At 61.1% G+C, this 16,811-nt stretch carries 14 protein-coding genes; 5 read left to right on the forward strand and 9 right to left on the reverse strand.

Annotated elements, in window-relative coordinates; translation table 11 throughout:
• Window positions 1-5 precede the first annotated feature (5 nt).
• The 7 genes from AAIL66_RS11880 to AAIL66_RS11910 all read right to left on the reverse strand — a co-directional run bounded on the left by AAIL66_RS11880 (window position 6) and on the right by AAIL66_RS11910 (window position 7,084).
• A complete protein-coding gene (locus tag AAIL66_RS11880) occupies window positions 6-884 on the reverse strand; it encodes a CoA-transferase (RefSeq protein ID WP_034360169.1) in 879 nt (292 codons plus the stop codon).
• Window positions 885-900: 16 nt separating this feature from the next.
• Window positions 901-1,803 carry a VOC family protein gene (locus tag AAIL66_RS11885; protein ID WP_034360167.1) on the reverse strand — a complete coding sequence of 301 codons (903 nt, stop codon included), beginning with the start codon at window positions 1,801-1,803 and terminating at the stop codon, window positions 901-903.
• A gap of 293 nt (window positions 1,804-2,096) precedes the next feature.
• Window positions 2,097-3,179, reverse strand: a complete 1,083-nt coding sequence (locus AAIL66_RS11890; RefSeq protein ID WP_034396755.1) for an alkene reductase — start codon at window positions 3,177-3,179, stop codon at window positions 2,097-2,099.
• 9 nt (window positions 3,180-3,188) lie between these two features.
• Window positions 3,189-3,836 (reverse strand): nuclear transport factor 2 family protein, encoded by a 648-nt coding sequence (locus tag AAIL66_RS11895; protein ID WP_343496817.1) that lies wholly within the window; start codon window positions 3,834-3,836, stop codon window positions 3,189-3,191.
• A gap of 15 nt (window positions 3,837-3,851) precedes the next feature.
• On the reverse strand, window positions 3,852-4,619 hold the full coding sequence (locus tag AAIL66_RS11900; RefSeq protein WP_224650168.1) for an SDR family NAD(P)-dependent oxidoreductase: 768 nt from the start codon (window positions 4,617-4,619) through the stop codon (window positions 3,852-3,854).
• 12 nt (window positions 4,620-4,631) lie between these two features.
• On the reverse strand, window positions 4,632-5,363 hold the full coding sequence (locus AAIL66_RS11905; RefSeq protein WP_034396751.1) for a 3-oxoacyl-ACP reductase family protein: 732 nt from the start codon (window positions 5,361-5,363) through the stop codon (window positions 4,632-4,634).
• Window positions 5,364-5,596: 233 nt separating this feature from the next.
• Entirely contained in the window at window positions 5,597-7,084 is a 1,488-nt protein-coding gene (locus AAIL66_RS11910; protein ID WP_343496818.1) for a short-chain fatty acyl-CoA regulator family protein, read from the reverse strand.
• A gap of 171 nt (window positions 7,085-7,255) precedes the next feature.
• Between AAIL66_RS11910 and prpC the strand changes: the two genes are divergently transcribed.
• The 5 genes from prpC to prpF all read left to right on the forward strand — a co-directional run bounded on the left by prpC (window position 7,256) and on the right by prpF (window position 13,447).
• On the forward strand, window positions 7,256-8,452 hold the full coding sequence (gene prpC / locus AAIL66_RS11915) for a 2-methylcitrate synthase (RefSeq protein ID WP_343496819.1): 1,197 nt from the start codon (window positions 7,256-7,258) through the stop codon (window positions 8,450-8,452).
• Between the two features lie 24 nt (window positions 8,453-8,476).
• Window positions 8,477-8,965, forward strand: coding sequence for a GntR family transcriptional regulator (locus AAIL66_RS11920; protein WP_233425227.1), 489 nt, complete (start codon window positions 8,477-8,479; stop codon window positions 8,963-8,965).
• Between the two features lie 25 nt (window positions 8,966-8,990).
• Window positions 8,991-11,618: a Fe/S-dependent 2-methylisocitrate dehydratase AcnD gene (gene acnD, locus AAIL66_RS11925; protein WP_343496820.1), complete on the forward strand. Its 2,628-nt coding sequence runs from the start codon at window positions 8,991-8,993 to the stop codon at window positions 11,616-11,618.
• Between the two features lie 9 nt (window positions 11,619-11,627).
• Complete coding sequence (locus AAIL66_RS11930) at window positions 11,628-12,074, forward strand: 2'-5' RNA ligase family protein (RefSeq protein ID WP_343496821.1); 447 nt, start codon at window positions 11,628-11,630, stop codon at window positions 12,072-12,074.
• A gap of 179 nt (window positions 12,075-12,253) precedes the next feature.
• Window positions 12,254-13,447, forward strand: a complete 1,194-nt coding sequence (prpF, locus tag AAIL66_RS11935; RefSeq protein WP_343496822.1) for a 2-methylaconitate cis-trans isomerase PrpF — start codon at window positions 12,254-12,256, stop codon at window positions 13,445-13,447.
• Window positions 13,448-13,498: 51 nt separating this feature from the next.
• On the opposite strand, the gene AAIL66_RS11940 is transcribed toward prpF, so the two are convergent.
• Window positions 13,499-14,446, reverse strand: a complete 948-nt coding sequence (locus AAIL66_RS11940) for a sensor domain-containing diguanylate cyclase (protein ID WP_034360149.1) — start codon at window positions 14,444-14,446, stop codon at window positions 13,499-13,501.
• Window positions 14,447-14,677: 231 nt separating this feature from the next.
• On the reverse strand, window positions 14,678-16,687 hold the full coding sequence (gene prpR / locus AAIL66_RS11945; protein ID WP_343496823.1) for a propionate catabolism operon regulatory protein PrpR: 2,010 nt from the start codon (window positions 16,685-16,687) through the stop codon (window positions 14,678-14,680).
• Window positions 16,688-16,811: the final 124 nt, after the last annotated feature.

The raw sequence follows: 16,811 nt of genomic DNA on the forward strand, positions 1-16,811 counted from the left end.
CCTCCTCAGAACACGGGCAAGGGCAGGCGCTTGATTGCTTCCATGCCACCCACTTTTTCCAGATATTCCTGCTCCGTGCACTGCACGTATTTCTGCTGGTAGCTGCTCCAGCCGCCCTCTTCCTTGCTGCTGGCTGCGTATTCCTTGAAGTGCTTGACATCAAAGCCATACAGAGGAGCACAAGACGATGGGTGAGCACCGCCGGGCAGATGCACGACACCCGTGGTTTCAGAGCGCTCCCAGAACACCAGGCGCGCGGCTTGCTCCGAATCGAAGCTGCTGGACTCGACCAGTTCGTCGCAGCTCACAAACGTATTGGTTGCGGCTCGCGCAAACAGGTCGTCCATATAGATATCGGGACCGGCAATCTGGCAGACACCGCGAGAGTCCGCGCGATCCACGTGCAGCAGGGCCACATCCAGATTGATGGCGGGCATCGCCACCCACTCCTTGCCGTCGTAGGGCGATTCGATAAGGCGAATGGAGCTGTTGTGCTTGAGCACATCGGTGCCCAGACCGACTCGGGTGGGAATGTAGGGAATACGCATGCCGGCAGCCTTCAGGCCCAGCACCATATGACCTTCGTCAATTTCCATGACCTCGATCTCACCACTCTGGCGGGCCTTGCGAAAGTACGGCTCCAGCGGGATGAAGTCCAGCGACACGAAGGCGAAGATCAACTTCTTGACCTTGCCTGCCGCACACAGCATGCCCACATCGGCACCGCCATAGGCCACCACGGTCAGATCCTTGACGGGGCTGCGCAGCAGCTCGCGCACAAGGGCCATGGGCTTGCGCCGGGGCCCCCAGCCACCAATTCCGATCGTCATGCCGTCCTTGATGGATGCCACAACGTCCTTCGCTGTCATCAATTTATTGGCCATGTCTCCAAGCCTCCTATCAGTTGTTTTCAGGGCGGCCCACGCTGAAGTCGTGCCCCCAGAGGCTTACGGTCGTGAACTCGTGCGTGATGTGATGTTCCCAGTCGATGATGGCGCCGCCATAGCCGAACTCCAGGTCGAAGTTGGAGGGCGTCTTCATGTAGAACGAGATCATCTTGTCGTTGGTGTGCTGACCCAGAGTGGCCGAGAGCTTGACCTGGCTCTTTTGCATGCGGTCCATGGCACGACCCACTTCGGGCATGTTGTCCACCTCCACCATCACGTGCACGCAACCCGAGGGAGAAGGAAATTCGGCCAGAGCCAGGCTGTGGTGACGAGCGTTGGCGCAGTGGAAGAAGTGGATTCGGACCGTGGGGCCGGCATCGCCTGCGGGCTTGAAGTTGTAAATATCCGAGAGGCCAAAGCCCAGCACATTGCGCACAAAGGCCACGGTCTTGTCAAAGTCGGGAGCAGGCAGCACGGTGTGGCCCAGACCATAGTCACCGGTGATGAAGCGCGAAACACCCTGGGGCGATGCGAAATGGCTGAAGTCGGACTTGAAGCCCCAGACGATCTCATGACGGTTTCCGGACGGATCCATCACGATGGCCAACTCCTGCACATGGCGCTTGGCACACAGTTCGGAACTGCCCATTTCGTAGTGCACATCAGCGGCCTGCAGCACCTTGAGCGCCTGCTCGAAGGCTTGCTTGTTGGCCACCTCCCAACCGGATGCGGAGTATTTGTCATTGCTGCCAGGCTGAACCTGGAAGCGAAACTGACGCTCATCCATCTTGATCAGCAGATCGCCATCGGCAGTGGTGCTCGGCATCATGCCAAGCACGTCACGTGCGTAGTTGACCCAGCGATCCAAATCAGAGCTCTCGGCAACAACGTACGCTAGTCCACGTATTTCCATCATGATGTCGGGGCCTCCAACCCAAATCCTTTAGTGATGCAGAGGATTCTGAAGAGGAGAGCCTTTGCAAACATCGTCCATTGAGACTAACGATTTGCCGCTTCACTACCCAAATTTAATAGCACTCATACAAGAATCAGCATGTAGTTCAGCGGAATAGACTAGATTGCTTTCAGCCTTTTGAAACAGGTCGATCCGACACCCTTTCGACAGCCGTGAAAACCCGCAGTACGAAAAAAAGGCCGCACCCCCATACGGGAATGCGGCCAACACGATGAACTCAGTTTCTTGATGGATCAGACGGTCTGCACTTCTTCTGCAGACGCATAGTCGTTGTAGCCCCTGGCACCGGGGGTGTAGAGCGTGTTGCGGTCAAACCTGGCCAGAGGCAGGCCCTGGCGCATGCGCTGCACAAGATCGGGGTTGGCGATGAAATGCCGCGCAAAAGATACCGCCTTGCCCTCGCCTGCCTGCAACGCGGCTTCGGCGCTTTGCGCATCGAAGCCATCGTTGAGAATCAGGTTCTCGCCAAAGTTCTCACGCGCCAGCTTGAAGGCATCGATTGAAGGATCGAAGACCGCACGCATCACATGCAGATAGGCAATGCCCAGCTTGGCGGCCTGACGCATCAGCTCGGCATGGGTTGCCGCGGAGTTTTCATCCGCCGTGTCATTGAAGGTGTTGCCGGGGTTCAGGCGCAGCCCCACGCGATCGATGCCGATGGCCTCCCCCATGGCGCCCAGGCATTCCACAGCGAAACGTGAGCGACTGCTGGCGTTGCCACCATATTCATCGGTACGCTGATTGGTACTGGAGTGCAGGAACTGCAGACTCAGATAACCGCTGGTGCCATGCAGCTCGACGCCGTCAAAGCCCGCATCCATGGCGCGCCGAGCAGCTGCAGCATGCCCGGCAATCGCCTTGCGCACTTCTTCGGTGGTCAATGCCTGGGGCTGGTCGAAATCCTGCATGCCTGCCGCATCGGTCCAGATCTTGCCCTGAGCCTGAATGGCGGACGCCGATACGGAACGCACACCAGCGGGTTTGATATGGCTGCTGCCGATACGACCGGAGTGCATGATCTGCAGCACAATGGATCCGCCACGCGCATGCACGGCGTCCGTCACACGGCGCCAGCCGCGCACATGAGCGGCAGTTTCGATGCCAGGCTGACGACAGTAGGCTTGACCCGTGACCTCGGGCCAGGCCCCTTCAGCCACGATCAGGCCGGCATCAGCGCGCTGGCCATAGTGCTCGGCCATGATGTCGGTGGGCGTGCCATCGGCATCGGCGCGGTTGCGCGTCATTGGGGCCATGACCACGCGGTTCTGCAGAGCAATCTTGCCCAGCTGGGTGGGCGTGAAAAGCGTTTGACTCATGCCGACTCCTTAGCGCACACGCATGCGCGGCGCGGGTGTGCCACGGCGCATGCTTTTAAGGAACTGCTCCAGCGGCGCGGGTGCAGCCACCTGGGGCAGCTCGTCCTTTTCGGGGCGGTTGGCCCAGAATTCCTTCCAGCTCGGGAACAGGTCGTGAAAGGCTCCGTGATAAGGCTCGCGGCCGGGCCAGCGCATCTTCATGTCGCCAATCGGCGGCTTGTTCAGGTCGGTGGCATACCAGTAACAGGGCAGACGGCGACGGAAGAACCACTGGCCGTCAATGCGCTCGTAGTCGTCCCAGTACAGCATCTGCATGATGACCCACTCGGCACCGCACTCATGCTCGTTCTTGGAGTAGACCACGCCGGTGGCGTGATCCTTGTCCACGAACTCGATGATGTGCTGCCCCAGATGGTGCGAGGTGCCCGTGAACTGGTCACGCAGCGTGCTGTCCTGCCAGGCCATGAAGTGCGCACGCCCGACCTTGTCCTTGCCCACCTTGATATCAGGTGCAAACAGGTTCACATGGGCGTCCATGTCACGCATGTCCAGGGACAGGGAGTACTTGCCAGCCAGCTGGCGAATCGCATCCAGCGACTCCAGCCTGTCGATACGCTCTTCCAGCGTTTGCGGCCACTGATTCACGGGTTCACTCATCTCTAAAGCTTTCTGTTACAGCGCAGTCACCAGAACGGCGGAACGACCACCATCCACGGGCAGTGCAGCACCTGTCACATAGCTGGCTTCATCGCTGGCCAGGAACAGCACGGCATTGGCCAGCTCGCCGGACTGACCGACACGGCCCATGGGGATGAGCTTTTCGGTGTTCTTGCGCGATGCCTCATCAGCCAGCATTCCCGCTGTCGCAGGGGTCTCCACCACGGCAGGAATCACCACGTTCACGCGCACGCCAGCAGGCGCACCTTCGGCGGCTGCAGCACGCGAGAAGTTGAGAATGGCCGCCTTGGCTGCCGAGTAACCCGACATAAAAGGTGTGCCCAGCGTGCCGCAGATGGAGCTGATATTGACGATGGAACCACCCTTGGCCCCCATCAGCTTCAGCGCAGTACGCGTTCCCCAGAAAGTGCCGTCCACCGAGGTGGAAAAATTGGCATGCCAGTCGGCCGTGGTCATGCCGTCGATGCCACCCCAGGTGTAGGCCATGGCGTTGTTGACCAGAATGTCCAGGCTGCCATGCTTTTTGGCAGTCTGCTCCAGCGCTCCGACAAACTGGGCTTCGTTGCCCACGTCGGCCACGATGGCCTCGGCACTGCCGCCTGCTGCCTTGATCCTGGCCACGACTTCGTCGAGAGGCTGCTTGCGGCGGCCGCAGATCACCACGGTTGCCCCCTCCTGTGCGAAACGCTCAGCCGTTGCAGCACCGATACCGGAACCACCACCGGTCACAAATGCAATCTTTCCTTCCAGACGCTTGCTCATGCTTGTCTCTCCTTAGAGGAAGGCGCTGCCGCCGTTGACTGCCACGTTCTGACCCGTCACAAAGCCGCTGTCGTCGCTGGCCAGGAACACTGCCACCTTGGCGATGTCTTCTGGCTCAGCCATGCGACCCATGGGCACGCCGGCGATGATGGCATCGGCCCACTCCTGGGGAATGCCCTGCATCATGGGCGTGTTGGTGGGTCCGGGAACCAGTGTGTTCACACGGATCTTCTTGGACGCCAGTTCCTTGGCCATGCCACGGGTCAAGCCCATCAGGGCGGCCTTGGAAGCGCAGTAGTGCGCCGGACCGTCACCGCTGACAGCCGAGGTGCTGGAGATATTGACGATGGCACCACCCTTGCCTTCCTGCATCTGCTTGACGGCGGCACGGGCGCAGTAGAAAGCGCCGTTCAGGTTCACGCCAATCACGCGCTCCCAGGTCGCGTCAGGAATATCGGCAAATTGGTCCACCGAGCCTACACCGGCGTTGTTCACCAGCACGTCGACGGCGCCGAGCTTTTCGCGGATTTCGACAAACAGCGCATCGACCGCAGCGCTGTCGGCCACATTGGAGGAACGGGCCAGATGCTTGCCGCCCTTGCCTTCCAGGGTCTGTCTGGCTGCTTCTTCATTCAAGTCCACGGCCACCACAGTGGCACCCTCATCGGCAAAACGCTGTGCAATCGCTCGCCCCATGCCCTGGCCCGCCCCCGTGACCACGGCAACTTTTCCGGCTAAACGCATTCTTGTCTCCTTGTTGATGTGCAATCAAAACTTGGAGACAGCGTATGAAGAAATCGCCCTCAGCCCATCGTCCAAGAAGACTAAGCAAATTTTCTCTGAATGCTATCAAATAAATAGCAGAAAATACAATACAGATTTTTGCTCCAATGCATTTTCACGCCTGTTAATCAGTTGACGACAGCAATCCAGCGTCAGATGCATCCCCCCAACTTCACCGCACATGGCAGCAGCAACTAGCCGCCATAGGGGACAAATCCGCTCTCGTTTTCATTGACTTTGAGCGGTTTGGCTACGTACGGAAAAGCACGTTGCGGGCAAGCGCTGCGCTCGCATACCTTGCAGCCCATGCCGATAGGTGTGGCCGCTCCTATATTGCGCAAATCCATGCCTTGGGAGTACACCAGCCGCGCGGCGTGCTGCAAGTCGCAGCCCAGGCCGATGGAGAAGGTCTTGCCTGGAGCCCCCCAGCCCTGGCCGGCATGGCTGATGGTGCGAGCAATCCACAGGTAGACGCGCCCGTCCGGCATGCTGGCGAGCTGGGGCACTATGCGACCCGGCTGGGTAAAAGCCTCGTACACCACCCACAACGGGCAGGTGCCGCCTGTCTTGGAGAAATGAAAATGCGTGGCCGACTGGCGCTTGCTGATATTGCCAGCCCGGTCCACTCGGATAAAGAAAAACGGCACACCCGGCGCATCGCTGCGCTGCAGGGTTGAGAGACGATGACAGACGGTCTCGAAGCCCACACCGAAGTGCCTTGCGAGCAAGTCTATGTCGTAGCGCAGGCCTTCGGCTGCACGCAAGAACTCTCCATATGGCAGCACAAATGCCCCGGCTACATAATTGGCCAGCCCCATGCGTGCCAGCCGGCGCGTGGCCTCGTCCTGCCAGGGCACGCTTTGCAGCTCCCTTTCAAGCAGTGAATCAAACTCCAGCAGCGCCAGTTGTGTAGCCAGCTGAAATGCCTGCTGCATGGGACTCAGTTGCGGAGCCACATACAAGGTGCGCGTGAGCGCATCGTAGCACCTATGGCTGCCCGCTTTCTCAGCAGTCCCGACATGAGCATGCAGAACCAATACACCATGTCGTGCCTGCAGCCGGTATTGCAGCCAATCATGCAGATGACCGCCTTGCTCTGCAGCCTGCCGAGCCAGCGCTTCGGCTGCACGATCAAGCGCATCAAGGTAATTGCGGTGGGAAAAAAAGAAATCACGCACCGCCTCGAACGGCATCTGGCGCGAGGGCTGCGTCAGCAGGCCTGCCATTGCGCCATTCCCGGCGACATCTCCGTGAACTGAGGTGTCGGCATCCGGCCCGGCGCGGCCATCACTCAGATGGGCGGTCAAGGCCTCCAGCCGCTCGGCGTCCGCCAGGTGACGCTGGTGCATGGCCAGCAGCATCTGTGCCATCTGCGGCAGCTTGGCTGCGACCTCACGCAGCTCGGGAAGCGGCACCGAACCTTCTGGCTGAGGCATGGCGGCCACCGCATCGCGCAATTGCGCCAGCAAGCGGGCCTCCTCATCCTCGGAGAACTGCTGGATATCGACGCCCAGCACCCTGTGAATCTTGAGCAGCACGGCCACCGTGAGCGGGCGCTGATCCTGCTCGATCTGATTCAGATAGCTCGGTGACAACTCCAGCGCCTGGGCCAGCGCAGCCTGCGTAAGACCACGCTCGGCACGCAGGCTGCGCAGGCGTACGCCCATGAAGGTCTTGGCCATTGGCTTGCTCCTTGTTTGTTGATCTCAAAGATTCGCAAAATTTGCAAATACATGCATTCAGTTTCGCAAGCATTCACCAATTCAGTTCTATACGCAGAGAAAGCAAATGCGTAGATTGCGAAGTATCGCAGACCAGCAAGGACCTGCACTGCACATCCAAAGGAGACACCCATGAGCACTGTGACAGCCCCAACATCCCCAATATCTTCAACCGCCATTAACCACGCCGCCGCAAGCTTCAGGCCGAAAAAGTCCGTCGCCCTCGCCGGCGTGACAGCAGGCAACACTGCACTGTGCACCGTGGGCAGGAACGGCAACGACCTGCACTACCGCGGCTACGACATTCTGGACATTGCCAAGGTCTGCGAGTTTGAGGAGATTGCCCACCTGCTGGTACACGGCAAACTGCCCACCCACGCCGAACTCAGGGCCTACAAAGCCAAGCTCAAGGCTTTGCGCGGCCTGCCCGGCAGCGTGAAGACTACGCTGGAACAGCTGCCCGCCGCCAGCCATCCCATGGACGTGATGCGCACTGGCGTCTCTGCCCTGGGCTGCGCACTGCCGGAGAAAGACGACCACAATCCTCCTGGCGCCCGCGATATTGCCGACCGCCTGATGGCCAGCCTGGGCTCCATGCTGCTGTACTGGTACCACTTCAGCAACTCGGGCCGCCGTATCGAGGTCGAAACCGACGATGACTCCATCGGCGGCCATTTTCTGCATCTTTTGCATGGCGCCAAGCCATCCGAGAGCTGGGTGCGCGCCATGCATACCTCGCTCAATCTGTATGCCGAGCATGAGTTCAACGCCTCGACCTTCACGGCCCGCGTGGTGGCTGGCACAGGCAGCGATATGTATTCGGCTATCACTGGGGCGATTGGTGCACTGCGTGGTCCCAAGCATGGCGGAGCCAACGAAGTGGCATTCGAGATCCAGAAGCGCTATGACAACCCGGCCGAAGCCGAGGCCGACATCCGCCGCCGCGTGGATGCCAAGGAGGTCGTGATCGGCTTTGGCCACCCGGTCTATACCGTGAGCGACCCCCGCAATGTGGTCATCAAGGGCGTAGCCAAGAAGCTGTCGGACGAAGCTGGCAGCACCAAGATGTACGACATTGCCGCACGCCTGGAATCGGTGATGTGGGAGGTCAAGAACATGTTCCCCAACCTCGACTGGTTCAGCGCCGTCAGCTATCACATGATGGGCGTGCCCACCGCCATGTTCACGCCGCTGTTCGTGATTGCCCGTACCAGCGGTTGGGCGGCGCACATCATCGAGCAGCGCCAGGACAACAAGATCATCCGTCCCAGCGCCAACTACACAGGCCCGGACGACCTGCATTTCGTGCCTATCGAGGCACGCCAGTAAGCTCCAGCAATGTCTGCCCAGCCCATGCAAGCCCATTCCCTGTGCATTGCCATCGCCGACAAGCTGCGCGAGCGCATTCTGAGCCATCAGTTGCCGCCCGGATCGGACATCAACGACGGAGCACTGGCCCAGGAGTTTGGCGTGAGCCGCACTCCTGTGCGCGAGGCCATGAAGCTGCTGTGCCATGAAGGACTGCTGAGCGCACAGCCCCGGCGCGGCATGAGCGTGACCTGCCTGAGTGCAGCCCAGGTGGCCGAGGCTCGCTTGCTGAGCAGCCTGCTGGCTGGCCATCTGGCGCGGCAACGCCAGATGCAGACTGCCAGCACGCAGCTTTGCGAGCAGTTGCTGCGCGTGTCGCAGGCCCGGCTCCAACTCGCACTGGGTACACAGCCCACCATGCAGCCGACAAGCCAAGCGCCGATGCCTTCACCATTGCCTGCAGCCCTTTCACAATCCCCGCACTGCCACAGCGCCGGCAACGCAGAAGCCTCACGCTCGGCTCTGGCCTATTGAGACTACTAAAAGAATCCCCGAGACAATGACTCACCACCCCCACCGTAAACCCTTGCCCGGCACTGCGCTGCATTACTTCGACGCCCGGTCCGCTGTGGAAGCCATCCGCCCCGGCAGTTGGACCACACTGCCCTATACCAGTCGCGTCCATGCCGAGAACCTGGTGCGGTGCAGCGATCCGGCCCACCTGACCGAGTACCTCAGGCAAATCGTTGAACGCAAGCGCGAACGCGATTTTCCCTGGTTTCCGGCGCGTGTGGTCTGCCATGACATCCTGGGCCAGACGGCTCTCGTCGATCTGGCCGGCCTGCGCGATGCAATTGCCGAGCAAGGAGGCGACCCAGCCGCGGTCAACCCCGTGGTGCCCGTTCAACTGATCGTGGACCATTCGCTAGCCGTGGAATGCGGCGGCTACGATCCTCAAGCATTTGAAAAAAACCGCGCCATCGAAGATCGGCGCAATGAGGACCGCTTTCATTTCATCGAGTGGTGCAAACAGGCCTTCAAGAATGTGGAGGTGATTCCGCCAGGCAACGGAATCATGCACCAGATCAATCTGGAGCGTATGAGCCCTGTGATCCATGCTATCGATGGTGAAGCATTCCCAGATACTCTGGTAGGTACCGACAGCCACACACCACATGTCGATGCACTGGGAGTGATCGCCGTGGGCGTGGGCGGGCTCGAAGCCGAGAACGTGATGCTGGGCCGTGCATCGTGGATGCGCCTGCCCGAAATCGTTGGCGTGCAACTCACTGGCAGGAGGCAGGCCGGTATCACTGCCACTGACATCGTGCTGGCATTGACCCAATTCCTGCGTCAGCAAAAAGTGGTGGGAAGCTATCTGGAGTTCCATGGTGAAGGCGCACGCAGCCTCTCGATCGGCGACCGCGCCACCATCTCGAATATGGCACCCGAATATGGTGCCACGGCGGCCATGTTTGCGATCGACGAACAGACGATCGACTATCTGCGCCTGACGGGGCGCGAGCCCGAGCAGGTGCAACTGGTCGAGAACTACGCCAAACAGGCAGGTCTGTGGGCAGATAGCCTGGAAAGTGCCGAATACGAACGTACACTGAGCTTTGATCTGTCCGGCGTGGTGCGCAATATGGCCGGCCCTTCCAATCCACACGCCCGCCTGGCAACCAGCGAGCTTGCAGCAAGAGGTATTGCCGGTGAGTGGACGCAGGCCGAAGGGCTGATGCCCGATGGGGCCGTCATCATTGCAGCCATTACCAGCTGCACCAATACCAGCAACCCACGCAATGTGATCGCGGCCGGCCTGCTGGCGCGCAATGCGCGCAATCTGGGCCTGGAGCGCAAGCCCTGGGTCAAGACCTCCCTGGCTCCCGGCTCCAGGACCGTGCCCCTGTATCTGGAACAAGCCGGTCTGCTACATGACCTGGAAGCGCTGGGCTTTGGCGTGGTGGCCTTTGCCTGCACCACCTGCAACGGCATGAGCGGCGCTCTGGACCCCGTGATTCAACAAGAGATCATCGACCGAGATCTCTACACCACGGCCGTGCTCTCGGGCAACCGCAACTTCGATGGCCGCATCCACCCCTATGCCAGACAGGCCTTTCTCGCCTCGCCTCCGCTGGTCGTGGCCTATGCGATTGCGGGCACCATGCGCTTCGATATCGAGAACGATGTGCTGGGCGTCTTCCAGGGCCGCGAAATCCGCTTGAAGGACATCTGGCCCCGCGACGAGGAAATCGACGCCGTGGCCAAGGCTGCCGTCCAACCCGAGCAGTTCCGCTCGGTCTACGAGCCCATGTTTGCCATCCGCGCAGACCAGGGCGAGAAGGTCGAGGCACTGTATGACTGGCGCCCGCAAAGCACCTATATCCGCCGCCCACCCTACTGGGAGGGAGCCCTCGCGGGCGAGCGCACTTTGCGCGGCATGCGCCCTCTGGCCATATTGCCCGACAACATCACAACCGACCACCTCTCGCCCTCCAACGCCATCCTGATGGACTCGGCCGCAGGCGAGTATCTGCACAAAATGGGTCTGCCCGAGGAGGACTTCAATTCCTATGCCACGCATCGCGGCGACCACCTGACCGCACAGCGCGCCACCTTTGCCAATCCCAAGCTCCTCAACGAAATGGTGGTGGACGACCAGGGCAAGGTGCGCCAGGGCTCTCTTGCTCGCGTCGAGCCCGAGGGACTGACCATGCGCATGTGGGAAGCCATAGAGACCTATATACAGCGCAAGCAACCGCTGATCATCATCGCCGGCGCCGACTACGGCCAGGGATCGAGCCGTGACTGGGCAGCCAAGGGCGTTCGCCTGGCCGGTGTGGAGGTCATCCTGGCTGAGGGCTTCGAGCGCATCCACCGCACCAATCTGATCGGCATGGGGGTGTTGCCGCTGGAGTTCCTGCCCGGCACGAGCCGCCACACACTGGGGTTGAATGGCACCGAGAGCTTTGATGTCATCGGCCAGCGTAGCCCCCAGGCCAGGCTTACACTTCATATCCACCGCACGACCGGCGCCCGCACCGAAGTGCCGGTACTGTGTCGCCTCGATACCGCGGAAGAGGTCTCGATTTACGAAGCCGGTGGCGTGCTGCAGCGCTTTGCCCAGGACTTCCTGGCGGGTTGCGCCACAGCCGATTCCGCGTCAACGGCTGAACTTGTGAGCTAAGGAGCAGCTATGAGCCAGGCACGCATGCTGATTGTCACCCAGCCCCAAAGCCCGGAACGTCATCGCCTGCGTGCCCGGATCAGCGCCTTGGGCCTTGATAAGGACCTGGGCGAGCGCATGTTCTCTCCAGATAACTGGCACCAAACCTGCTGTGGCCCCTTTGACTCCGGGCAAGAGGCACTGCTCGCCTTGCTGGCCGCAGGCAATGCAGTGCAAGCGGCGCAGCTGAAGGCCTTCGAGCTCAGCTTCAACCGCATTCGCGGTGAGGAGGGCGAGCGCATTCACTGGTCTTTGCTAACCCGCGGACGTCCGGAGCCTTTCAACCAGCTGCTGACAACGCTGCAGACCGAGTTGAAATCCCATGGTTTCAAAGATGACGGCCATAGACCGCATATAACCATCAGCTACAGAGCTCTACATGCCCTGCCCACTCGGCGTATCGATCCCGTCGACTGACTGATCGATGAGATCCGGCTGGTCGAGCGAACCGGCACAGGCAAGCAGTTACGCTACCAGGTGCTGCATCGCTGGCCGTTGGCTTCCGGCTCTCCGCCTCGTCCTCAACAGCTACATCTGTTTCACTGATTCAAGACTCAAGCCCTGACTTGAGCCTTGAATACCTTGTTTGCCATTCCATGTCCCTCACTTCGCAAATCCGCATTCCCGCCACCTATATGCGCGGAGGCACCAGCAAAGGTGTGTTCTTCAAGCTGCAGGATCTGCCCGAAGCGGCCCGGCAGCCCGGCCCTGTTCGCGACGCCATCTTTCTGCGCACTCTGGGTAGCCCCGACCCTTATGGCAAACAGATTGACGGCATGGGCAATGCCTCATCCTCCACCAGCAAAGGCGTGATCCTCAGCCAGAGCACAAGCGCCGATCACGATGTGGACTATCTGTTCGGCCAGGTGTCCATCGATCAGCCTTTTGTGGACTGGAGCGGCAACTGCGGCAACCTGAGCGCTGCCGTCGGCCCCTGCGCCATTCACATGGGTCTGATTCCGGCCGAACGCATTCCGCTCAACGGCGTGGCCGTCATTCGCATCTGGCAAGCCAATATCGGCAAGACCATCATCAACCATGTGCAGATCCGCGATGGTCAGGTGCAGGAAACAGGGGACTTCGAACTTGACGGCGTGACCTTTGCCGCTGCCGAAGTGGCCCTGGAGTTCCTGGACCCCGCCGATGAGGGTGAGGACGGAGCTGCCATGTTTCCCACCGGCAATGTCAGTGACGAGCTGGATGTGCCCGGCGTCGGCCGCTTTTCCGCGACCCTCATCAATGCCGGCATTCCGACCATCTTTCTCGATGCCAGAGAGCTGGGCTATACCGGCTGCGAACTGCAGGATGCCATCAACAGTGATGGCCCCGCCCTGGCCAGGTTCGAAGCCATCCGCGCCCATGGCGCACTCAGGATGGGCCTGATCAAGGATCTGGGTGAAGCTGCCACACGCCAGCACACGCCCAAGATAGGCTTTGTGGCTCCCGCGCAAAGCTACACAGCCTCCAGCGGCAAAGCGATTGCCGCCAAGGATATCGATCTCGTGGTACGGGCGCTTTCCATGGGCAAGCTGCACCACGCCATGATGGGCACGGCAGCCGTCGCCATAGGCACGGCTGCCGCCATTCCAGGCACGCTGGTCAATCTGGCGGCGGGCGGCGGCAAGCGCCAATCCGTACGCTTCGGCCATCCCAGCGGCACCCTGCGTGTGGGGGCCGAAGCCAGGACCGACCAGGGTCAATGGCAGGTCACCAAGGCCTTGATGAGCCGCAGTGCCCGCATTCTGATGGAAGGCTGGGTACGGGTGCCGTGCGAAGTGCTGAAGGCCTGACACCGGGTATTGCCCTGCCGGGCGCCTGCCGCACGCAGGCCTGGGCAGGGCTCAAGCGCTCAAGATGACGCTTTCAATCCGGTGGCGGCCTTTGTTCTTGGCCGCATAGAGCTGCCGGTCCACGGCTTCGATAAAGCCGGCAGGTCGATCATGCTCTGCCGGCAGCACCGTGCCCGCACCAATGCTCATGGTGACCCGCCTGCCATGGGGCGACAGCGCATGCACGATGGACTGCTTCTGGATCAGGCGCTGGCAGCGCTCGGCCACTTTTTGCGCAGTTTCGGCATCGGCTTCGGGCAGCAGCACCACAAACTCCTCGCCACCGTAACGCGCCACCAGGTCACGCTGTCCGTCCAGCGCCAGGCTCAGGGTCTGGGCAATATCCACCAGACATTTGTCGCCCTGGATATGACCGTATAAATCGTTGTATTGCTTGAAGAAGTCGACATCGAACAGCAGCATGGACAGGGGCTTGCCATCGCTGCGCGTGCGCTCCCATTCCTGCTCGAAGCTGGTATCGAAGCAGCGCCGGTTGGCAATGCTGGTCAGGCCATCCTTGAAGGAGAGCACTTCCAGCTCCTTCTGCAGACTCAGCAGCCTTTCCTCGGTCTTTTTGCGCTCGCTGATGTCGAACATGAAGCCGATCAGCGCTTCGGCCTCGCCTTGCGCATTGCGCACCACATGGACCACATCGCGAATCCAGACATAGCCGTTGTCCTTGGTCAGCGCGCGATAGTCAGCCTCATGGTCCACGCCGGCCTGGGACTGGCTCACGCAGAAATTCACCACATATTCGCGGTCCTCGGGGTGCATGCGCATGGCCCAGTCTTCGACACTGACCCAGCTTTCACGGCTCCAACCAAGCAGGCTCTCGATCTGAGGGCCGATATAGGCGAACTTCATGGTCGCCCAGTCGATCTTCCAGGGAATGGCCTTGGTGGACTCCAGCAAGGTTCTATAGACCGCACTCTCGTTCTCAAGCTCGCTCACGTCGGACATAACCCGTCTCTCTCCCGATCTCAATCGATAAAACATCAGGCCCGGCTGTGGCACCAGCCTCGACCCGGCTCACCAGACAGCGGAGCCTGCAGTCTTTCACACCCAGAAAGCCCCAGGCACAGCCCAACCTCCGCTTGCTGGTGATTGTTGCGCCGGTTGCCGCAATTCACGCCATGCACTCGCGATATTGGCCGAAATCATACGTATGGCGGACCTCACGCTGCAACGCCGCTAAGCCTTCATGCGCCGCCACAGAGTGGCCCGGCTGATGCCGAGAATTTCACAGGCCTGGCGCTGATCACCCCCGACCGACTCCAGCACCTCGCGCAATCGCTTCTGTTCGGCAAGGCGACCCGCGTCCCTGAGCTGTGCCTGCCGGGCCGCAGCAGGCTCGGCCAGAGCCAGGCCGTCGGCGCACTCCGGGAAGACTTCAAGCAAGCGCGCCATATCCAGAAGGCCGCCCCGGCCTGAGTCCAGATAGTCGCTGCAGGCCAGCAGGCGCTCCACCCAGTTGTCCAGTTCACGGACATTACCGGGCCAGTCATGCGCCGCAGCCCTGGCCAGCAGTGCATCAAGCTGCAGCTCCACTCTGTCATGCAGTGCGCGGGGCAACCCGCTTGCAGCGCTCAGGCGCTGAGCCAGCATGGCGCGGCCCAGTTCAGCAACATCGGCACCACCTCGCATTTGCAGCGAAGGCGTGCTCAGGCGCAGCACCGCCAGCCGGTAGTAGAGATCGCGCCGGAACTGACCCCGCTCCACCTGATCCGCCAGATCCGCATGGGTGGCGGCAATCACGCGCACATCCACGGGAATCGGCGTGGTGGAACCTACGCGTAATACCTCGCGTTCCTGCAGCACGCGCAGCAGTCGCGATTGCAGCGCCAGCGGCATGTCGCCAATTTCATCGAGAAACAGGGTCCCGGTATGCGCGGCCTCGATCAGCCCGGTCTTGCCGCCGCGCCTGGCCCCGGTAAAAGCGCCTTCCTCGTAACCGAAAAGCTCGCTCTCCAGCAGGCTTTCACTGAGCGCCGCACAGTTGACGGCCAGAAATGGCTGTTCCGCACGCCGTCCTGCACTGTGGATACCCTGCGCCACCAGCTCCTTGCCGGTCCCGCTTTCACCCAGGATCAACACCGTCGCATCGCTGTTCGCGTACTGCCTGGCCAGCAGTCGCACGCGCTGTGCAGCGGGGCTGCTGCCCAGATAGTCCTCAATGCGCCAGCGTACACCGGCGGCTCTTTGCCGCTGATTGGCGCGCAGGCTGCGATCGGCCCGCTGGATGACGGCTGGATCGCGGCAGACCAGCAAAGCGCCGGTCACCAGCCCGTTCTCCACAATTGGCGCACGTCGCACCACCAGGGTACGCAAGGCCAGTTGCACCACCTCTTCTCCCCCCTCCTCACCCGCCAGTGCCCGGGCCGTGCCCAGGGCCGGAGCCACCTCCTCCAGCATACGGCCGTGCAAGGCCTCGACCGGGGCACCGAGCAAAGCGGCCATGCGAGGGTTCAGCGCGCAAATACGGCCACGCTCGTCCACGGCCACCACACCGTCCTGCAACTGGTGCAACACGGTTTCCAGCCGTTGATGCCGGTCGCGCTCGGCACGTCGATGACGGGCCAGCAGCATGGCGTCGCTGAGTGCCTGACGCACCGAAATATCGGAATACAGCAACACGCTGGCCATGCCCGCCTGCTCTGCCAGATCGGCCACCAGGCCCGGCGCCACCACGGCACCAACGCCCGACGCCTTGAGTTTCTGCACGCAGGCCGGCGCGTCATGCGGACCTTGATAGGCGATCTGGACCAGACCCAGGCCGAACAGGCTGTCGAACTGGGCCACCACGGGCGACGGCACCTCGAAGTTGACCAGGCCCACGCGCGGAGCCTCTTCCGTGGTCTGCAACTTGGCCTGGCGCAGCGCCTGCAGCAAATCCAGGCCACGTACTTCTACCATGGCCAGCGGAATGTCCACGCGCTCTCGAATCCAGGCTCCACTGGCTCCCGCCCCCACCAGGGCATCGATGGGCTGGCGCAGATTGAGCGCCTGCACCTGGGCCACCGCATCATCGAAGGAGGCCGAGATATGCGAGAACCTGGCCTCACCCGACCAGGGCTGTGCCAGCCGCTCCAGCACCCGCCCCACACGGTAGCGGCCTACGGTGACGATGTGCGGCAAATGCGGCTGGCCGGCTGCTGGCATCCGTTTGATGCCATCGTTCGATATCGCATCTATTTCACTCATGAAAACAATTATTTCATCAATGAAATACAAACAATACACCGCTACCGGCAGCTAGTCCACAGAATCACAAAAACCCCAATGATTTCAAACACTTGATATTCAGAGGGTTTTCCCCAAATTCGCC

Origin of the sequence: Comamonas sp. F1-6, from assembly GCF_039581415.1 — a bacterium.
Taxonomy (GTDB): domain Bacteria; phylum Pseudomonadota; class Gammaproteobacteria; order Burkholderiales; family Burkholderiaceae_C; genus Comamonas; species Comamonas thiooxydans.